Here is a 22042-nt window from a genome sequence, read left to right on the forward strand (position 1 = left end):
ACACCGGGTCGCTGGCCCTGGTCAGGGAACCGGGAGCGGCGGTGGTGGAGGACTTCCTGGCAGCGGCCGCTCCCCGGGCCACCATCAGCATCGACCCCAACGTCCGCCCGCTCCTGGTGCGCCCCGAGGTCTACCGCGCCCGGCTGGCGCACTGGTGCGGCCTCGCGGACGTGCTGCGGCTGAGCGAGGACGACCTGGATCTCCTCCTGCCCGGAACACCGCCCGAGCAGGCGTGCGACACCTGGCACGCGGCGGGGGCACGGCTCGTGGTGATCACGCGCGGCGCCGGCGGAGCCCTGGCCTCACTCGACGGGGAGCGTGTGCGGGTGCCGGCGGTGGCCACGCCGGTCGTCGACACGGTCGGTGCGGGGGACTCCTTCACGGCAGGCCTGCTGCACCACCTCGGCACCCACGGACTTCTCGGCGGCAGGCTGACGGACCTGCGTCTCGCCGACGTCGAGGCCGCCTGCCTGTTCGCCGTGCAGGTGGCAGCCCTGACCTGCTCGGTCGCCGGCCCCAATCCGCCATGGCAGGACCAGCTGGCGCAGCTCCCGACGGACGCGCCCGCCGTCCGGCACCTCGACTCGGCCCACTGAACCCCACGGACAAGGACGGAAGACCATGACGAAGACCCTGCTCGCCGAATTCACCGCCCGAGAGGGAGCGGAGGACGAGGTCACCCGTCTGATCCAGGAGTACGCCCTCAAGGTGCGCGAGGAGGAAGGCAACCTGGCCTTCGACGTCTACACGAAAACGGCCGCCCCTCGCGCCTACTGGATCTTCGAGGTCTACCGCGACGAGGACGCCTTCCAGGCACACCTGAACGCCCCGTACGGCCCTCCGTTCAATGCCGCCCTCACTCCGCTGATCGAGGAGGACGCCTCCGTACTGACGTTCCTCGACCCACTGGCCACGCGTCCCTGAGGGGCGCCGGCCGATGCCCGCTCGCCGGAGGCCCCGGGGCACGGCGTCGTGCGAAAAACTCCTGTGCGACGCCTTACGCACCTCTGCGATCATCCCCGAATGGCGCACAGTTTCGAATCGCTGGTCATCCGGCACACCCATCGCCTGCCCTCCCCCAAGGGATCCGCGGGGAAAGGCGCCACCGCCGCCCGGCAGTTCGACGCGGCGCTGACCTCCGTGGGCTTCAAGCTCTCCGCCGAACTGCTGGAGCGGCTGTCAGGGCTGTCCGAGGCCGCAGTCGTGCACACCGCCCGGCGAACGCTGGCCACCGTGAGCGAGATGGTGGGCGACCACGTCCGGCACAACTCGTACTTCATCGACTTCCCGGCGAACGTGCCGGACACCGAAGAGTTCTGGATGCGGTGCGTGACGAAGGCGCTCGCCGACGACACATCGCGCGAGAACGTGCTGGCGCAGCTGGCGCACGGGGTCGTGAACCTGCTCAGCCTCCCCACGTACGGCCGCTACCAGCACACCTACGAGGAGATGCTCGCGGCACAGGACGAGCTGATCGCCTCGGCGGGCGACCGGGTGACCGTCCTGCACCTCGGGCGGGACCTGGACGACGAACTCACCGACCTCTACCTGGCCTTGGCGGGCAGCACGACGCCCCTGGGCGAGGACCACCTGCGCGACCTCAAGGCCCTCGCCGAGCGATGCGCGCCCGGCCCCCAGCCGGAGTCGATCCCCGTCCGGGAGAACCGGGCGGTCGTCAACGAGGCCCGCCTCGGCGTCGGCGCCGACCTCCTGCTGGACACCGTCACCGATGTGCTGCGTCTGGCCTGCGCCCTGTCGGGCGGCGATGTGACGCTCCAGGAGCCGACCCGGTTCCGGACACTGCCGCGGCCGGTCCGCCGGGCGCTGCTCGCGGGCCTCGACGCGGTGGTCGCGGCCAGCCCGGCGAAGCTCGCCGATGTGCACGCGCACCGGGAGCCCTTCAAGCGCCTCGGCGAGCGTCTCCATCCGCACGAGTACCCGCGCTGGCCGCACGCCGCCGACGTGTTCGCCGTGGCCCGGGGTGAGAAGGAGGCGCGGTCCTTCGACAGCCGCGTCGAGAAGCTGCTCGACGAGTACGACGTCACCGGTGCGGTGAAGCTGCTGAAGTCCGCTCCCGGCAAGCTGTTCCGCGCCCTGGACCTCCTGCTGCGCATCGCCGCCGACCAGGAGGAGCGGGACGCGGTGGTGGCCGCCGCGGTGGAGGTCGCTCCCGAGGTCTCCGGCCGGGTCGTCCTCTCGGTCCGCGAGCACTTCCACAACCGGGAGCGGGAGACCGGCGAAGCGCGCATCTTCGTCAACCGCCGGGGCCGCGCCTGGGTGACCCCCGACGGCCGGCCTCCGGCACCGGCCGCGGACCGCGATCGTCTGATCGCCGCCCTCGACGCCGAGATGCGCCGCCGGCTCCCGGCGCCGGGCCGGCTGCTGCTCGACCCCGAGGTCCTCGACGTGGCGCTCCCGCTCACCGGCAGGGCGACCGCGGCCGGATTCGGCGTACTGCCGCGGGGTTCGGTCTCGCGGGTCGACGGCGAACTGCTGCGCTTCTTCGTGTACTGGAAGCAGACCGGGGTCCGCACCGACTACGACCTGTCGGCCCTGCTTCTGCACAGCGACTACAGCACCGACTCCTGGCTCTCCTACACGGCCCTCACCGCCGTCGGGGGCAAGCATTCGGGCGATGTCACCGAGGCGCCCGACGGGGCCTCGGAGTTCATCGACCTGTCCCTGGACCGGGTGCGCAGCACGTACATCGTTCCGCAGGTCAACATCTACGCGGGCGAAGGCTTCGAGGAGGTCGAGGAGTCGTTCTTCGGGTTCATGCTGCGCGAAGGTGAGCGCAAGGGCCGTCCGTTCGAGCCGCGGACGGTGCGGATGAAGTCGGAGCTGCGCGGGGTCGGCCGGGTGGCACTGCCTCTGGTCTTCCGGCGCGGGGACGACGGCACGTGGCGTGCGAAGTGGCTGCACCTGTATCTGAAGGGCATCTCGGAGGCGAACCGGGTCGAGGAGAACCAGGTGTCGGTGTCCAAGGTCGTGCGTGCCCTCGTGGAGCGCGAGCAGCTGACGACGAGGTACCTGATCGACCTGATGTCCCGCGACACCACGGCCATGGACCTGTGGGACGGCGAGCCGGTCCCGGAGGAGCCCGTGACGTACATCGGTCTCGAACGTCCCGAGGGGCTGCACCCGGACTCCCGGATCATCACCCTCGAAAATCTGCGCGACCTGATCCCGGCCTGAGTGCTAGCGTTGCCGACGGCGAGGCCATGAAGGGGCTTCCTTCTCATTCACTCCAAATGAACTCAAGTTCCTTCGCTCTCCTCGCCCTCGACTTCGACTGAGAGGCGCCCACGCGGCGCCTCTCAGTTTTCGCGTGCGCCGACAACTCATCACTCCCGGGAAACAGGCCTGACTTGGCTTTGACCGACTGGTAGCGTCGGCCATGGCGAGGCCATGAAGGGGCTTCCTTCTCCTCCGCCGCGAAAGCGGCTTCATATGCGATGAGTTCCTTCGCTTTCCTTGCCTTCGACGCTGCTCGGGGCGGTGCCCGGTCTCACGGAGCGGCAACGCATCGTGCCACCCGGGAGAGCCGTGATCTTGCCGGGGGCGCTGCCCGGGTCTCCCGGTTGAACTCGGTGAGTGGACGCGTCGCCCGGCGTACTCTGTATACAGAACAGTGTGCGCAAGGACGGACAGGGAGTCCCATGGCCCGGGCGACTGGCAAGAGCGAGGCGGTCTACGAGCGGCTGAAGGGTGACATCGAGTCGCTGCGGATGCGGCCGGGGGCCAAGCTGAGCGAGGTCCGGCTGGGCGAGGAGCTGGGGGCTTCACGGACGCCGGTGCGGGAGGCTATCCGGCGGCTGGCCCGGGAAGGGCTGGTCGACTTCGTGCCGGGGGAGGTGGCCCGGGTGGCCGGCATCTCCCTGGGCGGTGTGCGCGCCCTGTTCGAGTTCCGGATGCTGCTGGAGCCCCGCGCGGCCGCCTCGGTCGCCACGGCGGGCTCGGCCGACGAGCGGGTGCTGGCGCCGTTCCGTGAACTGCTGGAGCGCCTCGAGGTGTTCGACGAGTCCTTCCGCGCGCTGGATTCCGCCACGCAGGCAGGCTCGTACCAGGAGTTCTACGACATCACCGAGGCGTTCGACCAGGCGGTCATCGCGGCCTGCCGCAATCCCTACCTCGCCCGCACGATCCGCGACCTGCGCAGTCAGACCGTACGCCTGCGTCACCTCTCGCACAGCGGCCCGCGCCGCATGCTGATCTCACTGGAGGAGCACCGCGCGATGCTGAAGGCGGTCACCCACGGAGACGCCCAGGCGGCGGAGGCGGCCTGCCGGCACCACCTCGCACAGACCCTGCAGGCGCTCATCGACAGTCTGACCAGCCAGGATCTGACACTCGCCACGGACGTGTCGCTGGACATCGCAGGCTGAGACACCCCTTCGCGTCCGACGAAGGCGCTGGGGCACCGCGCCTTCCGGCCTGTGGTTTCTCCATGGGTTGTCCTGTATACAGGAATGGATACACCACTTCTCGATGCGAGAGGCCGCCTCATGCCGCACACCGTCGGCGCCGCCGAACTCCTGGGTTTCGCCGCCGCCACCGCCGAGGCACACGGTGTCCCGCCCGCGGACGCCCGTCTGCTCGCGGACACGCTGGTGACCGCGGAGCTGTGGGGACACGCGTCCCACGGCATGCTGCGCCTGCCCTGGTACCTCGACCGCCTCGCGAGCGGGGCCACCACGGCCGTCGCGGACCCGGAAGTCGTCAGCGACAACGGCGCCGTCGTCGTGGTCGACGGCCGTGACGGTCTCGGCCAGGTGCTCACCGACCGCGCGGTGGCCCTGGGAGTCGAGCGTGCCCATGGGCACGGCATCAGCGCGGTCGCCGTCCGCAACTCCGGTCACTTCGGGACCGCGGCGTACTTCACGCGCAGGGCCGCCGAGCAGGGCTGCGTGGCACTGCTGGCCACCAACGCCAGCCCGGCCATGCCCCCTTGGGGCGGCAAGGAGAAGCGAGTCGGCACCAATCCGTGGTCGATCGCCGCCCCCGGCGGCCGTCACGGCACGGTCGTGATGGACATCGCGAACACAGCCGTGGCGCGCGGCAAGATCTACCACGCCAAGGAACGCGGTGAGCCGATTCCCGAGGGCTGGGCGGCCGACGCCGAGGGCGTGCCGACGACCGATCCGCGGCGTGCGATCGAGGGCCTGATCCTGCCGATGGCCGGCCACAAGGGCTACGCCATGTCCTTCATGTTCGATGTGCTGGCGGGCGTGCTGACCGGCAGCGCCTTCGGCTCGGCGGTCGTCGGCCCCTACCGGTCCACCGGCCGCAGCGGCGTCGGCCACCTGCTGCTGTGCGTCGACATCCGGTCGATGGCCGACCCGGCCGACTTCGAGCAGCGGATGGAGACCCTGATCGAGGAGACCAAGTCGACCCCGACCGCGCCCGGCACCGACGAGATCTTCGTCCCCGGTGAGCCGGAGATCCGCACCGCCGAGCGGCTGCGCACCGAGGGCATCACGCTCGTCGATGACACCTGGGCTGCCCTCGCACGGATCGCCGACGCCACCGCCGTACCCCTGCCCCGTTCCGTCACCCCCCAGGAGCTGCCCGCATGATTGCCCTGACCGTGTCCCTCCAGGTCGCGCCCGGCTGCCGGGAGGACTTCCTCAAGGCCATCGAGGAGAACGCCGAGCGTTCCTTCACCGACGAGCCCGGCTGCCGCTACTTCGACGTCGTCTGCGACCTGGCCGACGACCACCACTTCGTCTTCCACGAGATCTACGACGACGAGGCCGCCGTAGAGGCCCACCGCGCCGCCCCCCACTTCAGGATCTGGCGCGAGGCCGCGGCGAAGTACGTCGTCCCCGGCAGCCAGGTCAACACGCTCTCCCGCCGCCTGTTCCACCACTCCTGACCTCTCGATCGGAGCCGCCGCATGTGCACCGAGCCCGTCGCACCAAACCTGCTCATCCACCCCGACAAGGTCGAACGCTTCGACCGCGGCGGCGGCGTGGCCACCCTCCCCTACGTCGGCAAGTGGAACTCGGAGAAGGCCGTCATCACGACCGGCCAGACCGTCTTCCAGCCCGGCACCGGCCTTCCCCTGCACAGCCACAACGTCGAGGAGTCCGTGCTGATCCTCGAAGGGGAGGCGACCGCGGAGATCGACGGCGAGTTCTTCGACCTGGAGCCCGGCCAGGCCACCTGGGTGCCGTCCGGCACACCGCACCGCTTCTTCAACCGCGGCGAGGGCGTCATGCGGATCTACTGGGTCTACGGCGGCCGGGACGTCACCCGCACCATCACCGCCACCGGCGAGACCTTCGAGCACCTCTCGGAGCACGACAGAGGAGGGGCACCCACCGCATGAGCGGCATCCTGCAGACCGTCGACCCGTCCACCGGTGAGCCGACCGCCACGTACGAAGGCTGGGACGCGAACCGTATCGAGACCGCCGTGGCACGGGCCCATGCCGCGAGCCGTGCCTGGGCCCTGGTGCCGGTCACCGAGCGGGCCGCGCGCGCCCACCGCCTCGCTCGGACCCTGCGCGAGCACAAGGCCCCTCTCGCTTCCCTGGCCGTCGCCGAGATGGGAAAGCCGGTCGGCGAGGCCGAGGGCGAGGTCGAGAAGTCGGCCGTCACGGCCGAGTACTACGCCCGGCAGGGACCCGGCATCCTCGCCGACGAGCACGTCGAGATCGACGGGTCACAAGCCTGGGTGGCCTACGAGCCCGCCGGACTCGTCCTGGCCGTCATGCCGTGGAACTTCCCCGTCTGGCAGGTCATGCGCTTCGCCATCCCCTCCCTGGTGGCCGGCAACGGCGTCCTGCTCAAGCACGCCTCCAACGTCACCGGCAGCGCGCTCGCCCTCCAGGACCTCTTCGTGGAAGCCGGTTTCCCCGAGCACCTGGTGACCACCCTGGTGATCGCCGACACCGACGTTCCCGACGTGACCGCGCGACTCGTCGAGGACGACCGCGTCGCGGCCGTCACCCTCACGGGCAGCAACCGGGCAGGCTCGGCCGTCGGTTCGGCGGCCGGGCGCGCGGCGAAGAAGTCCGTGCTGGAACTGGGCGGATCGGACGCCTTCGTGGTCCTGGACGACGCCGACGTCGACGTGGCCGCGGCGGCCGCGGTGAAGGCGCGCTTCACCAACTGCGGGCAGAGCTGCGTATGCGCGAAGCGGTTCATCGTCGCCGCCTCCGTGGCGGACGCGTTCACCGCCGCGTTCGTGGCCGGTGTCGAAGCCCTGCGCGTCGGCGACCCGCGCGAACGACGGACGCAGGTAGGCCCGCTCGCCCGCGACGACCTGCGGGCGGCGATCCAGCGACAGGTCGAGGAATCCGTCGCCGCCGGAGCCCGCCTCCTGACCGGCGGCAAGCCCGTGCCCGGCGACGGCTTCTTCTACCAGCCCACGGTCCTCGGCGACACCGGCCCGGGAATGCCGGCCTTCGACGAGGAGACCTTCGGCCCACTCGCCGCCATCGCCGTCGCCCGGGACGACGAGGACGCCGTACGGCTCGCGAACGCCACGCCGTACGGGCTCGGCCTGAGCGTCTGGACGGCCGACCCGAGCCGGGGCGTCGCCCTCGCCCGCCGTGTCACCAGCGGAGCGGCCTTCGTCAACGCGATCGTCGCCTCCGACCCCCGCCTGCCCTTCGGCGGCACCAAGCGCAGCGGCCACGGCCGCGAACTGGCCGCCGCCGGCATCCGCGAGTTCACCAACACCCGCACGTACTGGGTCACCGCCTGACCGGATCACGCCCTGCCGCAACACCGCACCGGACCCGGCTCGGACAGGCGTATCAAGGGTGAAAAGTCACATGTGACACTGCCTGCGAAGGCGTGAACTGGCACTCTCTGCAACGGTGTTGAAAGACCCCAGCCGGGTCTTCGACCGCCCAGGGGAGACGTCACGGCCGATGCGGGGGGCGCATGTGACACAGCGAAAGACTGCCGGAACATCCACCTCATCCGGTCCGGGCGGCGAGGAGCCGCGCAGCCCTCCGCGTCATGTCGCGTGCGTCATGGACGGCAATGGGCGGTGGGCCGCGCAGCGGTCATTGCCGCGGACGTCGGGTCACCGTGCCGCGGAGGCGGCGGTGATCGACGTCATCGAGGCGGCCCGTTCCGCCGGTGTCGGCTGGCTGAGCCTCTACGCGTTCTCCACGGAGAACTGGCGCCGCCCGAGCGCCGAGGTCGACTTCCTCATGCACCTGGTGCGCCGCGTGGCGCGCAAACACGCCCCGCTGCTGCACGCGCGCGGTATCCGCTGCCGCTTCCTCGGCGTGACCGATCCGCGGGTGCCCCCGGCCCTGGCCCGGGACTTCGCCGACCTGATGACCCTGACCGGCGACAACCACGGCATGACGCTGACCGTCGCCTTCGATCACGGCGGGCGCAGGGACATCGTGGAGGCCGCACGGTCACTGATCCGCAGTGGCGTGCCGGCCGAGGCGGTGGACGAGGAGAGTTTCGCCGCGCACCTGCCCTTCCCCGACACCCCCGACGTCGATCTGGTCATCCGGACGTCCGGGGAGCAGCGCATCTCCAACTTCATGCTCTGGCAGGTCGCCTACGCCGAATGGGTGTTCCCGCCGGTGCTGTGGCCCGACTTCCGCGCACCGCACTTCCTCGAGTGCCTGCACACCTATCGGCAACGGGAGCGTCGCTTCGGTGGCGTGGTGCCGCATCAGAACCATCAGAACGGAGAACCCCGACCGTGACCCACGCAGACAGTGCCCCTCTCGGCAGCACCGGAGCCGGCGGGACGGAAAGCGACGGCGACTTTCGGCAGCCGGACGACGAAGGCAGGACAGCACCGCTGTTCGGGCCGGGCTCGCAGTTCCACGAGTTCTTCAACGACCCCCGCTGGGCACTGGCCATGGTCCGGGCGACCGTCCTGGAAGCGGCCCACCCGCAGATCGGCGGGGCCCTGATCGACAACTCCACGTTCGTCGCCCATCCCTGGCGGCGGCTGCGCAACACCCTCCTGAGCCTGCAGCGCATGTTCGGCGCCGACGACCACGTCCGGCAACGGGAGGCGGCCCGGCTCAACCGCCTGCACGCACGGTTGAACGGCACCGACCAGCAAGGCCGCCCCTACGACGCGACGGACCCCGACGTGCGGGCCTGGGTGGTCGCGACGATATTCGAGAGTGCCGTCACCATGTGCCGGCTCAGCGGCCAGCCCCTCGACCAGCAGACCATGGAGCGGCTGTATGCGGAGTTCCAGGCGTTCCTCGCGGCCATGGGTGACGAGGCCGGTCATCTGCCACCGTCCTTGCACGAGTTCTGGAGTTACTACGACCGGGTGGTAGAGGAGGAACTGGAGAACACGGAGGCGATGCGCATCATCCTCTACAAGCTCTTCGACCACCTCCCGGCCCCGCCGCTGCTGCACGGCCTGCCCACCCTGTGGGCGGCCGGCCGCACCGTCGCCGGTCCCCTCATCGGGACCATCACCGTGGCGTCCCTGCCCGAGCCGTTCCGCCGACGGGCAGGGCTGCCGGAACTGCCCGGCGCACAAACCCTGATGCAAGGCGCCTACCTGGCCGCCGGCCTGGCCCGCCTCCTGCCGGACGGCTGGCTCCAGGCCGACACCATCACCGACCTGCTGTCCCTCTCCCTCGACAGCGACGACCCGCGAGCACGCACGGTCGGCGCCCTGCGCGACAGAATGAACCGGGCCGCAGCCCTCATCCGGCTCATCGCCCCCCTCCCTCCTGAACCGGAGCCCGCCCCGGAAGGCACGACCCAGCGCAGCGCTGAGCAGTTCTTCGCCGAGATGCTGGACCAGACCGGCAACGGCTACCTGGACTGGCCCGACCTCGCTGCCATGGCCCGCGAGCTGTCCAGCCGCCTCGACCTGGACGAACCCGAGGAGACCCGGCTCTACGACGCCTTCGCCGGCTGGTGGCGCGAACTGCAGAGCGCCCTCGACACCGACGGCGACGGTCGCGTCAGCGCCCAGGAGTACGCCGCGGCGGTTCCTTCCCTGGCCGGACCAGCACTGATCAGAGTCGCCGAAGTCCTCTTCGACGCCACCGACAAGGACGGCAACCAGACCATCGACGCGGACGAATACCGCGCCCTGTTCCGCACCGCCTTCCAGCGCGACACGACCGGCACCGAGACGCAGTACACGCGCAGCGCATTCATCAAGGACTTCCTGTCCTTCATGACCGGCCGCCGGCGCACGACCCCCTACGATCCGCTACTCGCACAGGCATGAATGCCGGCCGGCGTCCGCCGCGAGGCCATGGCCGCTGCCGTGTCCACCGGCGGTCGCAGCCGAGCAACTGGCCGGTCACCGCTGCGCTTTCCGGCCGGCCGTCCCAAGAGACTGATCAACGCAGCCCCGCGAAAAGATCGTTCTCCGGTACGGCCGCGCCGGTGGCGTCCTTGACCCGCACGAAGGTCTCCATGCCCATCAACTCGCCGAACCTCTCCTTGCCCATCTTGAGGAAGAAGATGTTCTCGCCCTGACTGGCGTGCGCGGCCAGCGCGTCGAACTTCTGACCACTGAACTCGGTGGTGTCCACCCACGTGGTGATCTCATCGTCGGGCAGGCCGATCTCGGCCAGCGCGGCGGCCTCGGCAGGATCCGGCTCCGGCATGTCCTCATGGAACTCGCGCATGACCTCGCCGAACCGCTGCATCATCGAGCGGGGCATCGTGGTCCAGTACACCTTCGGTGCCAGCGTGGTCATCTCCAGCGCCGCCATCGTGATGCGGTGGGCCTGGATGTGGTCGGGGTGGCCGTAGAAGCCGTTCTCGTCGTAGGTGACGACCACATCAGGCCGGTAGTGCCGCATGAGTTCCGCAAGTCGGGCCGCGCCTTGCTCCACGGGGGTCTGCCAGAAGGATCCGGGGGCGTCGTTGCTCGGCCAGCCCATCATCCCGGAGTCGGCATAATCCAGCATCTCCAGATCGCTGATCTTCAGGACGTCACAGCTCGCCTCGAGTTCTCGACGGCGCATCAAGGCGACCGCCGCCGGATCGTGCCCGGGGTCGCCCGGTTTGACACCCCCCGGTCCGTCACCGCAACCGCCGTCGGTACACGTCACGAGAACCGTGCGGATGCCTTCCGCCGCGTACCGCGCCAGGACCCCTCCGGTTCCGGTGGCCTCGTCGTCGGGGTGGGCGTGTACTGCCATGAGCGTCAAGGGCCGGTCAGTCATGGAACAGTCCTCCTGCAGAAGTAAGTCTTGGTCCGAGTGCGGGGCGGGCTACCGCGATCCCTGGGCCCGGATCCTGGTGCGGATCCTGGTGCGGACGACCTGGAAGCCCCTGATCCCCCGCTCGTGCGATGCACTTGCCCCTCGGTCGATGCAACCGCGCCGACCGGGCCGGCTGTTCCCGGCGCGACCGCTTGGTTCTCCAGGCTTAGGCGTTTCAACGGGCACGTGTCATGCTGGCACCAGCAGTGAGATCGTGCGTGGGTGTGAGGGGCGAATCAGCCGGTTCAGACGGTGGCGTCGAGGTCTTGGGCGTATGTCTCGATGGCCCGCCGGTACTGGCGCACGTAAGGGTCCTGGCTGGTGGTGGCGAGCAGCTTGAGCAGGATCTGCATGGCTTCGTGGTGCTGGTCGGTGTTGAACAGGGCCATGGCGAGGAAGGTCTGCAGGGCACCGTCATCGGGGAACTCGGCCGCGCCTTGGCGGAGGGTGTCGACCGCCTGGGTGTACCGGCCGAGTATCCGGTAGGTACTGCCGAGGCCGAGGAGAGCTCCGCGGCGGTCCTCGTCCGACAGCCCTGATCCTTCGAGACTGCCTACGTAGAAGGGGACAGCCTCCGCCTCCAGGCCCAGCACGTCATGGACCCAGGCAGTCTGGTAAGCCACCTCGGCGTCCCCGGGGTGCTCGGCGGCCAGATCCAGCAGCTTCCTCCGGGCCTCTTCGGGATTCCCCTGCCGGCGCAGCCGGATGGCTTCAGCCAGTAGTTCGTCTCTCATCTGTCCATCCATGCGCTCATCGTGCCGGGGCGCCGGCGTCCTTGATCTCAACGGAACGAAGTGAGCCGTTCATTGTCCGGATCACCACCGAACCGAGGCAGACGAGCAGCGAACGCACGGCGGCCAGGTCGCCGAGGACAGGCAGCCGGACACGGCTCCAGTAGGTGCCGTGCACGGGCAGGACGGCCGGGGAGGCTTCGCTGCCACGACGTTCCGTCACAGGACCCGGCAGACCTTGTAGGCGATGCCGCCTTCGACGAGGTATCCCGACCCGACGCAGACCGTGCCGTTGAGCCATGCGTAAGGCTCGGCCCCTGTCTCGAAGAGCGGGTTGGTCCGGAAGTAGTAATCGGCTGGGTCGATCCGGTGCCGCTCGTCGGGGTCGGCCGGGGCGTCGCGTGCTTCGGGCGGCGTGCGATCGCCAACCGGCAGCGTCGAGGCTCGGCCGGCGGGCGGCCCCGGCCTTTGATCCAGAGCAGTACAAGGCCCGCAATGTCGTCGAACGCCGAACGCTGCTTCAGCAGGCTCAAGCGGTTCCGCGCCGTGACCACCCGCTTCGACAAGGTCGCCGCTCGTTACCTCACCGGCCTCCGACTCGCCTCGCTCATCCTCTGGCTCCGCGAACCGTGATCATTTGTCAGACACGACCTGGGGCAGGTCTTGGCGGACCAACGACTGAGCGAACGGTTCTCCGGTGGCCCGGGCGTAGGCCATCCGCTCGCGCACCTCGCTGAGGGTGCGTGGGCGGTAGCCGGGGCCGCCGCAGCAGCTTTTGTGGAAGCGCACACCGGCGTGCAGCAGTACGGAGAGGGTGCGCCAGGCGGCGGTGTCCCGCCTCTTGGGTGCCGCGAAGGCGGAGCCGACATGGATCAGTGGTTCGGCGCAGCGTGGACAGACCCGGTCGTGGTCGTGGTAGCCGGGGTAGGGCTGCTTGTACGAGGCCCGGCAGGGCAGGCAAACATAAGAGGTCTTTCCGTGGGCCATGCGGCCAGGGTAGAGCCGTCGCAGGATCGGGCTCGACGGAGTTTCGGTGCACCCGCATGCACAGCGACCACGAGGTCAGGGCAGCCGACCGGCCTCGTACAGCGCGTCGAAGACCAGCCCGTCGATGACGGAGACCCGGTGCCTGTCGGCGTAGCGGAACCACGCCTTCTCGGCGATCTCCCGTGAAGGGGTCAGCCCGCCGCGGTGATCGGCGGTGTAGCAGATCATCCGGAACGGGCCGTGCTCCGGATGACCCTCGCCGATCTCGAAGGTGCCGAAGTGCACCATGGAACTAGGGTCGATAGCCGCCTGCAGTTCCTCGTCGATCTCCCGCACCAGAGTCTCGTCGTCGGACTCGCCCGGCTCACGGTGACCACCCGGGAGGTAGAAGCGATCCCTGCCGTGACTACGCGTCACTAGCACCAGACAGTCCTGGACCAGGACCCACGCCACCTTCTCCGGCACACCGTTGCCATTCGCCATGACGGGACGGTATCGGTGTGGCACGGCGCCCGAAACGGTGAAGGGCCAGCCCGGGAGGAAACAACCCCTCCTGAGCTGGCCCTTATCTCTGTGCCCCCGGCAGGATTCGAACCTGCGACACCCGCTTTAGGAGTTCGATCGTTGCTCGGTACCGTCGGGGAGCCGCCTGGCCGCCATAGCCGTGCACGACCGCGTGGGAGTGCTGGCGTCCGGGGGCGTTGATGTCACCTGTGGATGTCAGAACAGTGCAACCGCACGTGCTCGCTGGCACGATGATCCTATGGTTGACCTGGAGCGCATCAAAGCAGAGAGCGTGGCGTACTTCTGATCCCTTGATGAGGGGGCCACCCTGCGGCACCACTTTCGCCACGCCGATGAGGAGGGTGGCTTGTGGTACTTCGAGCCGTACCCGACCGCGGTGAGTTGATCGCCATCAAGAAGGCCGAGCTGACTCCGGCCGGCCGACTCCACCGGTACAGCTGGGAGCACCTGGAGGACGAGCATGGTTGTGACACGGCTTGCGGCTGGCGCAACTCTCATGAGAACGGTCCTCAACGGTGGCCCGTCACCCCCCGCTGGGATAGCAGGCCACCGTAAGTGAGGGAATGTCAGGCAGCCGCGGCGGCCAGCTTCGGGTTCGGGCCGTACCCGTTCGCTTCCCCCTTGCTGTCGCTGGCCAGGAAGACCAGCAGGATAATGGCGCCTACCAGCGGGATAAGGGCGATGAGCAGCCACCAGCCAGAGCGCTCGGTGTCGTGGAGGCGGCGGACGGCAACCGCGAGGCTAGGGAGCAGGACGGCGAGCTCGTAGATCACGGCGATGACGCCGGTGCCGAGGGTGCTGATGTCGATGACCATCAGCACGACATAGATGAGCGAGCTGATGAGCGTGAACATCCAGTACTCCTGGCGGCGGGCGCGGCCGCTGAAGGTGGCGTACTTCTTGAGGACGTCGATGTACCAGTGCATGGGTCCCCCCAGGGACAAGAGCGGTGAGGCCTGTCCGAAAGGATCAAGCCAGCGCGGAATATAGATGGCTTGATTTCACCGGTCAAAAAGTTATCGGGCAGCGGCCGATCGGTGATCACAGTCAGGCGCATAGGGCCTGACTTCCCCTACTTTGTGATGCGTGAGTCCGTGACCGCGAGGAGTGGGGGAGCGCCTGGGGGGAGACGGGACGCGTCTTCACCAAGGAGAACGGCGAGATGCTCCACCCTGCCAACGTCACACGGCGGTTCATCGAGCTGTACGAGGAGATCGGTCTACCACCGGTCCGGCTCCACGACCTCCGGCACGGGGCCGCGACCCTCGCCCACGCGGCCGGGGCCGACCTGAAGGACATCCAGGAGATGCTCGGCCACTCCTCGATCACCATCACGGCCGACACGTACACAAGCCCTGCTCCCCGAAGCCGACCTCGCCATCGCCGCGGCCGCAGCCTGGCTCGTCCAGCGCGCCTGCGCCACCCCCGAGAACACCGCTCCCCAGCCGGAGCCAGAGCCTGATGACGCGGAGCATCCCGGCCCGGAATCCGTGCCGGATGGTGCTGATCCGTGGGGAGAAATTTTCGGAGATCAACTCTCCGTCCGCTCACGCACCGCTCACGCAAACGGCCCCGGACGAGGAGTCCGAGGCCGAGTAGAGCGCCTCCTTGGAGGAGAACCCCCAGGTCAGCGGCTTAACGCATTGTGCCCCCGGCAGGATTCGAACCTGCGACACCCGCTTTAGACGTCGTTTCTGATGGTGGGATCGCTCGTTGAGCCGCACATGACGGATCTGATCGAGCGGTTGGTGTCGGACGAGTTGTGGACGCTGTTCCGGCGGGTGGTCCCGCCGACGGAGGTCATACGCCCGTAGGGCGGCGGCCGCCGACGAGCCGGGGACCGCGAATGTTTGGCGGCGATCATCTTCGTGGCCACATCGGGCTGCACCTGGCGGCAGTTGCCGCCGGTGTTCGGACCAGCCTGGCCCACCGTCTACCGGCGCTTCGCCCAGTGGAGCCGAGAGCGGGTGTGGGCCAGGCTGCACCGGGTGCTCCTCGACGAACTCGGCGCTCGGGGCGAGCTGGACTGGTCGCGATGCGCCATCGACTCCGTCAGCGTCCGGGCGGCAAAAGGGGGCCACTCACCGGACCGAATCCGACCGACCGCTGCAAGCCGGGATCGAAAATCCACCTGATCACCGACCGCAACGGACTGCCCCTCTCGCTGGGCATCTCCGGCGCCAACACGCACGACAGCCTCGGCCTGCAGCCGCTCGTCCGCGGGATCCCGCCCATCCGCTCCCGCCGCGGACCGCGCCGCCGGCGCCCGGCCAAGCTCCACGCCGACAAGGGCTACGACTACGACCACCTGCGGAAATGGCTTCGCGAGCGTCGCATCCGCCACCGCATCGCCCGCAAAGGTATCGAGTCCTCCACGCGGCTGGGCCGCCACCGCTGGGTCGTCGAGAGAACGGTCTCCTGGCTGGCCGGGTGCCGCCGCCTGCACCGCCGCTACGAGCGAAAGGCCGAGCACTTCCTGGCCTTCGTCGGCATCGCCGCAGCCCTCATCAGCTACCGCCGACTCACCAACTGAAACGGCGTCTTAGGAGTTCGATCCCAGCACGCTTCGGCTGTGGTCGGCGACTGCTGCAGCGGCCGGACACAGTCGCTGGTGTACGCCCCCGTCCGACGTCGTGGATGTCAGCCGTCCCTCGCGTGAACCCTTCCTCCGCCGACCGGAGCCAGGATCGCCGGTCGCGGAGCACCTCGGGGCGGCTTAGGCTTAGATCATGGGCCCTCGGGTGGAAGGGGCCTCCGAGATGTCGCCTCAACTACCCCTGTGACGTTGACACGCCACAGGGGTAGAGGCTCCGCCCAGACCGGCCGACAGCACGTTTCGCCTTAATGGCATCAGGTTCGAGCCTTTGCCTCCATAGCTCATTCAGCAACGCTAGTCTGGTCAGCCGATGACTCGTGTCTGCAGGGGGATGACTTTGCTTGAGATGCTGGCGGGAAAGATCGCTGGAGCAGTGCTGGGGGCATCTGCCGGAGCGGCAGCCAAGCGGGTATTGCCGCTTCCTGGTGCGGGAATCGCGTCAGGCCCGACATTCCCACGCTTGCGTCTTAAGAAACCGACGTCGGTCCATTCAGAAGACGTCCATAAGCTCACCAAGCACGTTACCGCCCGACTTGGCGAATTGGTGAATGTCGAATACGGTTCGCTTCCTGATAATGAAAAACAGGCTGCGGCCGTCTTGGCTACAGATACCCTCGTGGGTAGTCCTGTAGATATTTGGGAATGCGACCTGAACCCAGAGTTGTATACCCGGAAAGTGTTGCAAGAATCATCAGCCTTTCGCAGGGCGGCCGGACTGTCAGAGTCAGCAGAGTCATTTTGTGAGTTGCTAATTCGAGACATCTCGATGCAGCTCGTTCAATTCATCACCTCATGGCCAACATTTGCGGCAAGGGTCGAATTGGAGCAGCTCAATAGGCTGCGGTCCCTTATTGAAACAGTAGATAACATCTACGCCAAGATGGGACCGGACCTCCGTGTAGAGGATTTGGATTTCGAGAATCGCTACACCTCGTTGGTTATTGATTCTTTGAATCGGTTGCAAATATTCGGCCTAGACCTCGCGCATCGAGAAAACCGGTCATACGACCTCTCAACGGCCTACATCACGCTGAGCGTGGAGCCCACGACGCGACGCGGCACTCCGGTGCTCTCTACCTCTCGTAGTTCAGCGGAAAAGTTCCTCGATGCTGACGATGATGACCCGGCGAGTCCAATGCGCAAAACGCCGGAGATTGAGAAGGGGATAGGGATGCGTGCAGAAATAGCCGTGTCCCCCTACAAGCGAATCCTGCTTCGTGGTGATGCTGGGTCAGGAAAGACAACGCTCCTTCAATGGCTGGCAGTGAATGCAGCGAACAGGAGTTTCCCGTCTGATCTCGCCGAGTGGAATTCCCTCGTTCCTTTCATGCTGCCACTGCGGCGGTATGCCAATAGCGCCCTCCCTAACCCCTCTCTATTTTTTCCTGTAGTCGGCTCTATTCTCTGTGACGAAATGCCAGACAGATGGGTTAACCGCATATTGCGGTCTGGGCGCGCTCTTATTCTGATTGATGGAGTGGACGAACTCCCCGACGAACAGCGGGATTTGGCTCGCGAGTGGCTTCGATCATTGATTTCTACCTACCCTGACGCCCTTTATATGGTCACCTCGCGGCCGGCAGCAGCAGAGGTTGACTGGCTGAGTGAAGACGGCTTTGCGGTGCTCGACATGCTCCCGATGAATCAAAAAGATGTCGAACGCTTTGTCGAGCACTGGCACGACGCCGCAAGGACTAACGAGGTCGATGAAGATGAGATTGCGAGTCTAAACCAAGGAGAATCGGATCTGATCAAATCAATCAGAGAAGAGCGACAGCTAAGAAGACTCGCCTCTAACCCGCTGCTTTGTGCTCTATTGTGCACTCTTAACCGGGACCGGCACTCTCAGCTTCCTCGCGACCGTATGGAACTCTATCGAGCTGCGCTCGACCTACTGCTTCTCCGCCGCGATCGCGAAAGAAAGATCAACTATCCCGAACCCGCACATCTAGGCGACTCTCAGAAAAAGTCCATACTGGGGGGATTTGCTCATTGGCTAATCAGGAATGGCCTTACCGACGCTTCTCGCGAACAGGCAATCAAGCAAGTTGCAATATCACTGCAGTCGATGCCATCAGTTGATTCGGGTGCTGCAACAGTCTTCGATTACTTGTTGATTCGAAGTGGCTGCCTAAGGAAGCCTGTTCCAGGTCGAGTCGACTTCATCCATCGGACCTTTCAAGAATATCTGGCTGCAGCCCGTATCGTCGAGATCGATGACTTCGACAACCTTCTCGCCAATGCGCATCTAGATCAGTGGCATGAAGTCTTCGTGATGGCAGTGGGTCATGCACGGCCCAAAGAGCGTTCAATTCTGTTGTCTGGGCTTATTAAGCGGGGCGAGTCCGAACCTGAACACAAAAAGCGTCTACACTTGCTTGCTGCGGCCTGTCTGGAGACAGCAACAGAGTGTAATCCACCAGACGTGTATAGCCAGGTCCGGTCGATCACGGCCGAACTAATCCCGCCACGTCGGATCACAGACGCGAAAGAGTTGGCGGCGGCGGGTGAGATGGTAATTCCGCTGATACCCAATAGAAGACTATCCGCGAGTGAGGCAGCAGCCACTATCAGAATGGCGGCCATCGTCGGTGGCGATGGGGCAATCTCATTGATCAGCCGCTATGCTCGCGACAAAAGAGTGACTGTTCAGCGGGAGATTCGGCAGGCGTGGGAATACTTCGACGCCGAGGAATACGCCAAAAGAGTATTGTCAAAAAACTCCGGATGCTGGACCTCTATGGAGGTTTACCTTCCACATGCGCTGTGGGCTCTACGCCATCTTCCGCAGTTGGAAGAACTTGAAATCGGCTGCGCGGTTCAAGGCATGGATTGGATTCGCGGCCTGGGGGCACTTAAGAAGCTAATCATTCGGCGAGACGTTACAGGTTTCTCTTTCGCGACTCTCGCCGAGGCGTGCACTCAACTTCGTTATCTGAGTCTCCATGTCGGGGAGTCGATTGACGCCTTTGAGGATCTCTCCGGGATGCAGGAGTTGGAGTTTCTAAACATCTCCCGTGCCGGAAGGCAAGGGTTTGAATTTTCGCCCTTTCCAAGTCTTCCAGCTTTGAAACGGCTGTTCATTCATAGCGGTGCAAAAGCCCTCGACTTCGCCGATCTGGCGGAAAAGGCTCCTCAGCTCGAAAACCTATGGCTTGCCCCTGCCCGATTCATGTCGAGTCTGTCGGGCGTCAGCGATATGCGTAACTTGCAGCGACTTACTATCAGTGCAGGGCGGCAGGCGGACCTCACTCCCATTACTGAGCTTGCTCACCTTGCAGTTCTTACCCTTTGGGCTAGCTCGCATGTGGATACAAGAATCCTAGCTAAGTCCGCGTCTCTTGAAGAGGTCAGGGTCTCTCTATTGCGTGCAGGAAATGAAGAAATCATGCGCGAGTTTGACCTGCGGCCATTTATTGAGTCTGGACGTCATTGGAAGATTCGCGTCTCGGCGCGATTTGAGAATCTCTTCATCGGCGCCGATCATCCTGCTGTGGTGGCTGAATTGGATAACCAAGGAGCGCCTGTCTGGAAGTTTGAGGTTAATCGGCGCTGAGGCGCATACCTAAGGTCGGTGGAGCGGCTTTGGGGTGGCGCTGCTTTGGCGCGAGTGATCATGGCCCCGTAAGCTTCCGGCGCGTCGGGCAGTCTGTGGACCTGCCCGGTAAAGCACGACGTTGGGGCCATGATCTTGGAGGCTCGCGCCAAAGTGGCTCCGTAAAGCCGCGGAGCCGACCGCCCCTGCCACGACGTACCCCTTCTCTGGCATCAGGTGGCTGATTGCTGTGCGCGCGGCGCGGGCGCCGGCTGGGCTGGAGCGGGGCGGAGACAGGAGCGCAGGCCCGGCCGGGGGCCGGGCCGCGCGCGGTGAGCGGAGCGAGCCGCCTTGAACCCGTAGAGAAAGTTGTAACTCAGTCGGTCTGCTGGGGCTGTCCGGTCCCGGTAGATGCTTGACACTTCGGTCCACACTTCGGTCCCAGCTGATGGTTGACAGTGGCCGCGTTCACCTGGGATTAGCCGGACGGCTGAGGCTTCAAGTCGTGTGCGCAGGACAGTAGTTCGATGCCTTGCCGGTGGGCCATCGGTAGGAAGACCACTGGCCGGATCGTCCATGTGATGCGGGTGCTGGCGTAGTTCACAGAGACCGTGCAGGGCTCCATGCGTAAGAGGGCTCGTCGGGTATCGATGCGGCCGTCGTAGAGCCAGGCCCAGACCTCGTCGGAGGCGTCCGGGTCGAGTGCTGGTGAGATGGTGCGGAGGGCGACCGCTACCCATCTGTCGGCCTGTGGTGCCGAGTAGGCGTCGAAGGATGCCCGGAGTGCCGGCCACCCTGTCTCGTCGTTGACGTCTTGCGTCCAGCACTCGCACCAGAAGCCCCGCTGCGGCTTATCCATCGGCATCAGGAGTCACCGCAGCGGCGCGGAACGCGATGCCGTGCCGAGAAGTGGCAGGAGTCGGCCTACGTCTTCACCACCCGCACCGGCCGCCCGGTCGAGCCGCGCAACGTCTACCGCTCGTTCACGCGCGTCGCCCAGGCTGCCGGCCTCCGCGTCATCCGGCTGCACGATGCCCGGCACGGCACCGCCACCCTCCTCACGGCGGCCGGAGTCGCACCTCGCGTCGTGATGGAGATCCTCGGCCACTCCCAGATCAGCATCACCATGGACGTCTACACCCACGTCGTCCAGGACACGCAGCGCGAGGCCATGAGCCACATGGACCGCCTGCTCAGGAGGCGCCCCATCCGCGAGTGACCGCCCGCGTTGATGTCAGAAGTGGATGTCAAAGGCCCCGGACCATGATCGGTCCGGGGCCTTTTGGCTGGTGCCCCCGGCAGGATTCGAACCTGCGACACCCGCTTTAGGAGAGAGGCTGGGTAGTCTCCGGCCTGAGCTGCGGCTTCGCCTACCGGGGAAGCGGGCGGCTGCTCGACCGCAGGACACCGGTGTTGACCGTGGCTGACCCCTGAATCTGGCACGGTTGTGGCACGAACCTACCTCCGCCAACGACAGTCAGCCACGATGGCGGGCGCGCCGACCGACCAGGCGCGCGTGTGTCTCGCCGCACCCCCACCGGTCTCAGCCATGCTGCCACTGCCGTCGACCGGAGCAAGTGACGACGGCCAGCCCGTTACCGCGTGTCCAAGACCTCAGCTGGGAAAGCGAACCGGTCAACAGCGCACTCAACCGCAGGGACGCTAGCTCGTAGTTTGAACAACCTAATGCCGTGAAATGACACGACTGCGTGCCGCGGCCGACTAGCATGTCCGCATGAGTGAAATCAGCGATTTTGGCGATGAAGAAAAACTCACATACTTGCGATTGCACCTAACGAACTTCCTGTCCTATCGATCGGCAACCCTGGACTTTGCAGACATGGTTGCTCTTGTGGGACCCAATGCCACCGGAAAATCAAATGCCGTGGCTGCGATCAAATTGCTCCGGGAAATTCCATATCACGGCCTACCCGTCGCGATCGCTCGCAGGGGCGGATTCGACCAGCTCCGGCACCGCAGCTCTGGCCGCCCCTACAACCCGGCGATTCGGCTTGACTTCCGATACGGCAACGCAAGTGAGTCATACTATGAACTCAAACTGCGAGCGCTAGAGGGAAAGCGCTATGAGGTAAAGGAAGAGCGCGGGGTAATTCACACGCATGAGGGCTACTATTACGATTTCAGGAACGTCAACGGTAGTCTAACTTGGCAGGAAAAGGATCGAGAAGGGAAAACGCGAGCACGTAACATTGACAGAAAGGTACCCGTACCGCCGGGGCAAAGCTGTATCAGCATTCCCGCTTCGTTTGGCGTTTACATGGCCTCGGCAGTTCTAAGGGCCATGCAGACCGTAGAGATCAACCCAGCGCGCGTTGGAGAACTGCAGGAACCGTCTTCGACTCGCGAGTACGAATCGGACGGATCTAATACTGCAAGCGTTTTTGAAAGCCTATCGGCAAGTCGGCGCGGAGAACTGGTGGACGAACTGTCTGCTATCGTCCCGGGGATCAGTCGGATCGAAATGC

21 protein-coding genes and 3 pseudogenes are annotated in these 22042 nt (G+C 66.1%); 16 read left to right on the top strand and 8 right to left on the bottom strand.

The genetic code is table 11. The features are described from left to right. The 10 genes from ABT116_RS24385 to ABT116_RS24430 all read left to right on the top strand — a co-directional run. Positions 1-596, top strand: a 596-nt coding sequence (locus ABT116_RS24385; protein ID WP_351637501.1) for a PfkB family carbohydrate kinase, incomplete at its 5' end; no start/stop codon positions are given. Positions 597-621: 25 nt separating this feature from the next. Next, positions 622-924 (top strand): putative quinol monooxygenase, encoded by a 303-nt coding sequence (locus tag ABT116_RS24390; RefSeq protein ID WP_351637503.1) that lies wholly within the window; start codon positions 622-624, stop codon positions 922-924. Between the two features lie 99 nt (positions 925-1023). Further along, entirely contained in the window at positions 1024-3195 is a 2172-nt protein-coding gene (locus ABT116_RS24395) for a TerD family protein (RefSeq protein WP_351637505.1), read from the top strand. A gap of 464 nt (positions 3196-3659) precedes the next feature. After that, complete coding sequence (locus ABT116_RS24400) at positions 3660-4385, top strand: GntR family transcriptional regulator (RefSeq protein ID WP_351637507.1); 726 nt, start codon at positions 3660-3662, stop codon at positions 4383-4385. Positions 4386-4505: 120 nt separating this feature from the next. Further along, positions 4506-5576 carry an Ldh family oxidoreductase gene (locus tag ABT116_RS24405; protein WP_351637509.1) on the top strand — a complete coding sequence of 357 codons (1071 nt, stop codon included), beginning with the start codon at positions 4506-4508 and terminating at the stop codon, positions 5574-5576. Continuing rightward, positions 5573-5875, top strand: a complete 303-nt coding sequence (locus tag ABT116_RS24410) for a putative quinol monooxygenase (RefSeq protein ID WP_351637511.1) — start codon at positions 5573-5575, stop codon at positions 5873-5875. Before ABT116_RS24405 ends, ABT116_RS24410 begins: the two co-directional genes overlap by 4 nt. 21 nt (positions 5876-5896) lie before the next feature. Continuing rightward, positions 5897-6331 (top strand): cupin domain-containing protein, encoded by a 435-nt coding sequence (locus tag ABT116_RS24415; protein WP_351637513.1) that lies wholly within the window; start codon positions 5897-5899, stop codon positions 6329-6331. Further along, entirely contained in the window at positions 6328-7713 is a 1386-nt protein-coding gene (locus tag ABT116_RS24420; RefSeq protein ID WP_351637516.1) for an NAD-dependent succinate-semialdehyde dehydrogenase, read from the top strand. The genes ABT116_RS24415 and ABT116_RS24420 overlap by 4 nt, the downstream gene beginning before the upstream one ends. Positions 7714-7987: 274 nt before the next feature. Beyond that, on the top strand, positions 7988-8686 hold the full coding sequence (uppS, locus tag ABT116_RS24425) for a polyprenyl diphosphate synthase (protein WP_502983929.1): 699 nt from the start codon (positions 7988-7990) through the stop codon (positions 8684-8686). A 98-nt stretch (positions 8687-8784) separates the two neighbouring features. Then, a complete protein-coding gene (locus tag ABT116_RS24430) occupies positions 8785-10194 on the top strand; it encodes an oxygenase MpaB family protein (RefSeq protein WP_351637535.1) in 1410 nt (469 codons plus the stop codon). A gap of 115 nt (positions 10195-10309) precedes the next feature. Here the strand turns inward: ABT116_RS24430 and ABT116_RS24435 are convergent, their stop codons facing one another. The 4 genes from ABT116_RS24435 to ABT116_RS24450 form a co-directional block, all read right to left on the bottom strand. Then, positions 10310-11143, bottom strand: coding sequence for a PIG-L family deacetylase (locus ABT116_RS24435; protein WP_351637520.1), 834 nt, complete (start codon positions 11141-11143; stop codon positions 10310-10312). A gap of 284 nt (positions 11144-11427) precedes the next feature. Continuing rightward, positions 11428-11928 (bottom strand): tetratricopeptide repeat protein, encoded by a 501-nt coding sequence (locus ABT116_RS24440; RefSeq protein WP_351637522.1) that lies wholly within the window; start codon positions 11926-11928, stop codon positions 11428-11430. A gap of 4 nt (positions 11929-11932) precedes the next feature. Beyond that, positions 11933-12136, bottom strand: coding sequence for a hypothetical protein (locus ABT116_RS24445; protein WP_351637524.1), 204 nt, complete (start codon positions 12134-12136; stop codon positions 11933-11935). Beyond that, positions 12133-12348, bottom strand: a complete 216-nt coding sequence (locus ABT116_RS24450; protein WP_351637537.1) for a DUF3237 family protein — start codon at positions 12346-12348, stop codon at positions 12133-12135. Before ABT116_RS24450 ends, ABT116_RS24445 begins: the two co-directional genes overlap by 4 nt. Here ABT116_RS24450 and ABT116_RS24455 point away from each other — a divergent pair. Continuing rightward, positions 12337-12546: pseudogene (locus ABT116_RS24455) on the top strand (IS5/IS1182 family transposase); the annotation flags it as partial. The gene ABT116_RS24450 and the pseudogene ABT116_RS24455 overlap by 12 nt on opposite strands. On the opposite strand, the gene ABT116_RS24460 reads toward ABT116_RS24455, so the two are convergent. From ABT116_RS24460 to ABT116_RS24470, 3 genes are all read right to left on the bottom strand, one after another. Then, on the bottom strand, positions 12547-12900 hold the full coding sequence (locus ABT116_RS24460) for a deoxyxylulose-5-phosphate synthase (protein WP_351637526.1): 354 nt from the start codon (positions 12898-12900) through the stop codon (positions 12547-12549). 75 nt (positions 12901-12975) lie between these two features. After that, a complete protein-coding gene (locus tag ABT116_RS24465; protein WP_351637528.1) occupies positions 12976-13383 on the bottom strand; it encodes an NUDIX hydrolase in 408 nt (135 codons plus the stop codon). Positions 13384-13991: 608 nt separating this feature from the next. Continuing rightward, positions 13992-14351: a DUF805 domain-containing protein gene (locus ABT116_RS24470; protein WP_037758620.1), complete on the bottom strand. Its 360-nt coding sequence runs from the start codon at positions 14349-14351 to the stop codon at positions 13992-13994. 236 nt (positions 14352-14587) lie between these two features. Here ABT116_RS24470 and ABT116_RS50920 point away from each other — a divergent pair, with 236 nt between their 5' ends. The 3 genes and pseudogenes from ABT116_RS50920 to ABT116_RS24485 all read left to right on the top strand — a co-directional run bounded on the left by ABT116_RS50920 (position 14588) and on the right by ABT116_RS24485 (position 19577). After that, positions 14588-14887, top strand: a complete 300-nt coding sequence (locus ABT116_RS50920) for a tyrosine-type recombinase/integrase (RefSeq protein ID WP_502983930.1) — start codon at positions 14588-14590, stop codon at positions 14885-14887. Positions 14888-15149: 262 nt separating this feature from the next. Then, positions 15150-15958, top strand: a pseudogene (locus ABT116_RS24480) (IS5 family transposase). Between the two features lie 409 nt (positions 15959-16367). Next, positions 16368-19577, top strand: coding sequence for an NACHT domain-containing protein (locus tag ABT116_RS24485; RefSeq protein ID WP_351637539.1), 3210 nt, complete (start codon positions 16368-16370; stop codon positions 19575-19577). Between the two features lie 457 nt (positions 19578-20034). Here ABT116_RS24485 and ABT116_RS24490 read toward each other — a convergent pair whose 3' ends face one another. Further along, the gene (locus ABT116_RS24490; RefSeq protein ID WP_351637531.1) at positions 20035-20421 is read right to left on the bottom strand and encodes a hypothetical protein; all 387 of its coding nucleotides are present in this window, start codon (positions 20419-20421) and stop codon (positions 20035-20037) included. Here ABT116_RS24490 and ABT116_RS24495 point away from each other — a divergent pair. Together ABT116_RS24495 and ABT116_RS24500 are read left to right on the top strand one after the other, a co-directional pair. Then, positions 20395-20775 (top strand): annotated as a pseudogene (locus ABT116_RS24495) (tyrosine-type recombinase/integrase); the annotation flags it as partial. The gene ABT116_RS24490 and the pseudogene ABT116_RS24495 overlap by 27 nt on opposite strands. A gap of 516 nt (positions 20776-21291) precedes the next feature. Then, positions 21292-22042: AAA family ATPase (locus tag ABT116_RS24500; RefSeq protein ID WP_351637533.1), on the top strand; the 751-nt coding region annotated here is incomplete at its 3' end.

The sequence above is a fragment of the Streptomyces sp. NPDC002130 genome, assembly GCF_040296465.1.
Taxonomy (GTDB): domain Bacteria; phylum Actinomycetota; class Actinomycetes; order Streptomycetales; family Streptomycetaceae; genus Streptomyces.

Bases quoted from the DNA above. Each gene is read 5' to 3' on its own strand.
- ABT116_RS24390 (WP_351637503.1), top strand. From the start codon at position 622: ATGACGAAGACCCTGCTCGCCGAATTCACCGCCCGAGAGGGAGCGGAG.
- ABT116_RS24395 (WP_351637505.1), top strand. From the start codon at position 1,024: ATGGCGCACAGTTTCGAATCGCTGGTCATCCGGCACACCCATCGCCTG.
- ABT116_RS24400 (WP_351637507.1), top strand. From the start codon at position 3,660: ATGGCCCGGGCGACTGGCAAGAGCGAGGCGGTCTACGAGCGGCTGAAG.
- ABT116_RS24405 (WP_351637509.1), top strand. From the start codon at position 4,506: ATGCCGCACACCGTCGGCGCCGCCGAACTCCTGGGTTTCGCCGCCGCC.
- ABT116_RS24410 (WP_351637511.1), top strand. From the start codon at position 5,573: ATGATTGCCCTGACCGTGTCCCTCCAGGTCGCGCCCGGCTGCCGGGAG.
- ABT116_RS24415 (WP_351637513.1), top strand. From the start codon at position 5,897: ATGTGCACCGAGCCCGTCGCACCAAACCTGCTCATCCACCCCGACAAG.
- ABT116_RS24420 (WP_351637516.1), top strand. From the start codon at position 6,328: ATGAGCGGCATCCTGCAGACCGTCGACCCGTCCACCGGTGAGCCGACC.
- uppS (WP_502983929.1), top strand. From the start codon at position 7,988: ATGGACGGCAATGGGCGGTGGGCCGCGCAGCGGTCATTGCCGCGGACG.
- ABT116_RS24435 (WP_351637520.1), bottom strand. From the start codon at position 11,143: ATGACTGACCGGCCCTTGACGCTCATGGCAGTACACGCCCACCCCGAC.
- ABT116_RS24440 (WP_351637522.1), bottom strand. From the start codon at position 11,928: ATGGATGGACAGATGAGAGACGAACTACTGGCTGAAGCCATCCGGCTG.
- ABT116_RS24460 (WP_351637526.1), bottom strand. From the start codon at position 12,900: ATGGCCCACGGAAAGACCTCTTATGTTTGCCTGCCCTGCCGGGCCTCG.
- ABT116_RS24465 (WP_351637528.1), bottom strand. From the start codon at position 13,383: ATGGCGAATGGCAACGGTGTGCCGGAGAAGGTGGCGTGGGTCCTGGTC.
- ABT116_RS24470 (WP_037758620.1), bottom strand. From the start codon at position 14,351: ATGCACTGGTACATCGACGTCCTCAAGAAGTACGCCACCTTCAGCGGC.
- ABT116_RS50920 (WP_502983930.1), top strand. From the start codon at position 14,588: ATGCTCCACCCTGCCAACGTCACACGGCGGTTCATCGAGCTGTACGAG.
- ABT116_RS24485 (WP_351637539.1), top strand. From the start codon at position 16,368: ATGCTGGCGGGAAAGATCGCTGGAGCAGTGCTGGGGGCATCTGCCGGA.
- ABT116_RS24490 (WP_351637531.1), bottom strand. From the start codon at position 20,421: ATGCCGATGGATAAGCCGCAGCGGGGCTTCTGGTGCGAGTGCTGGACG.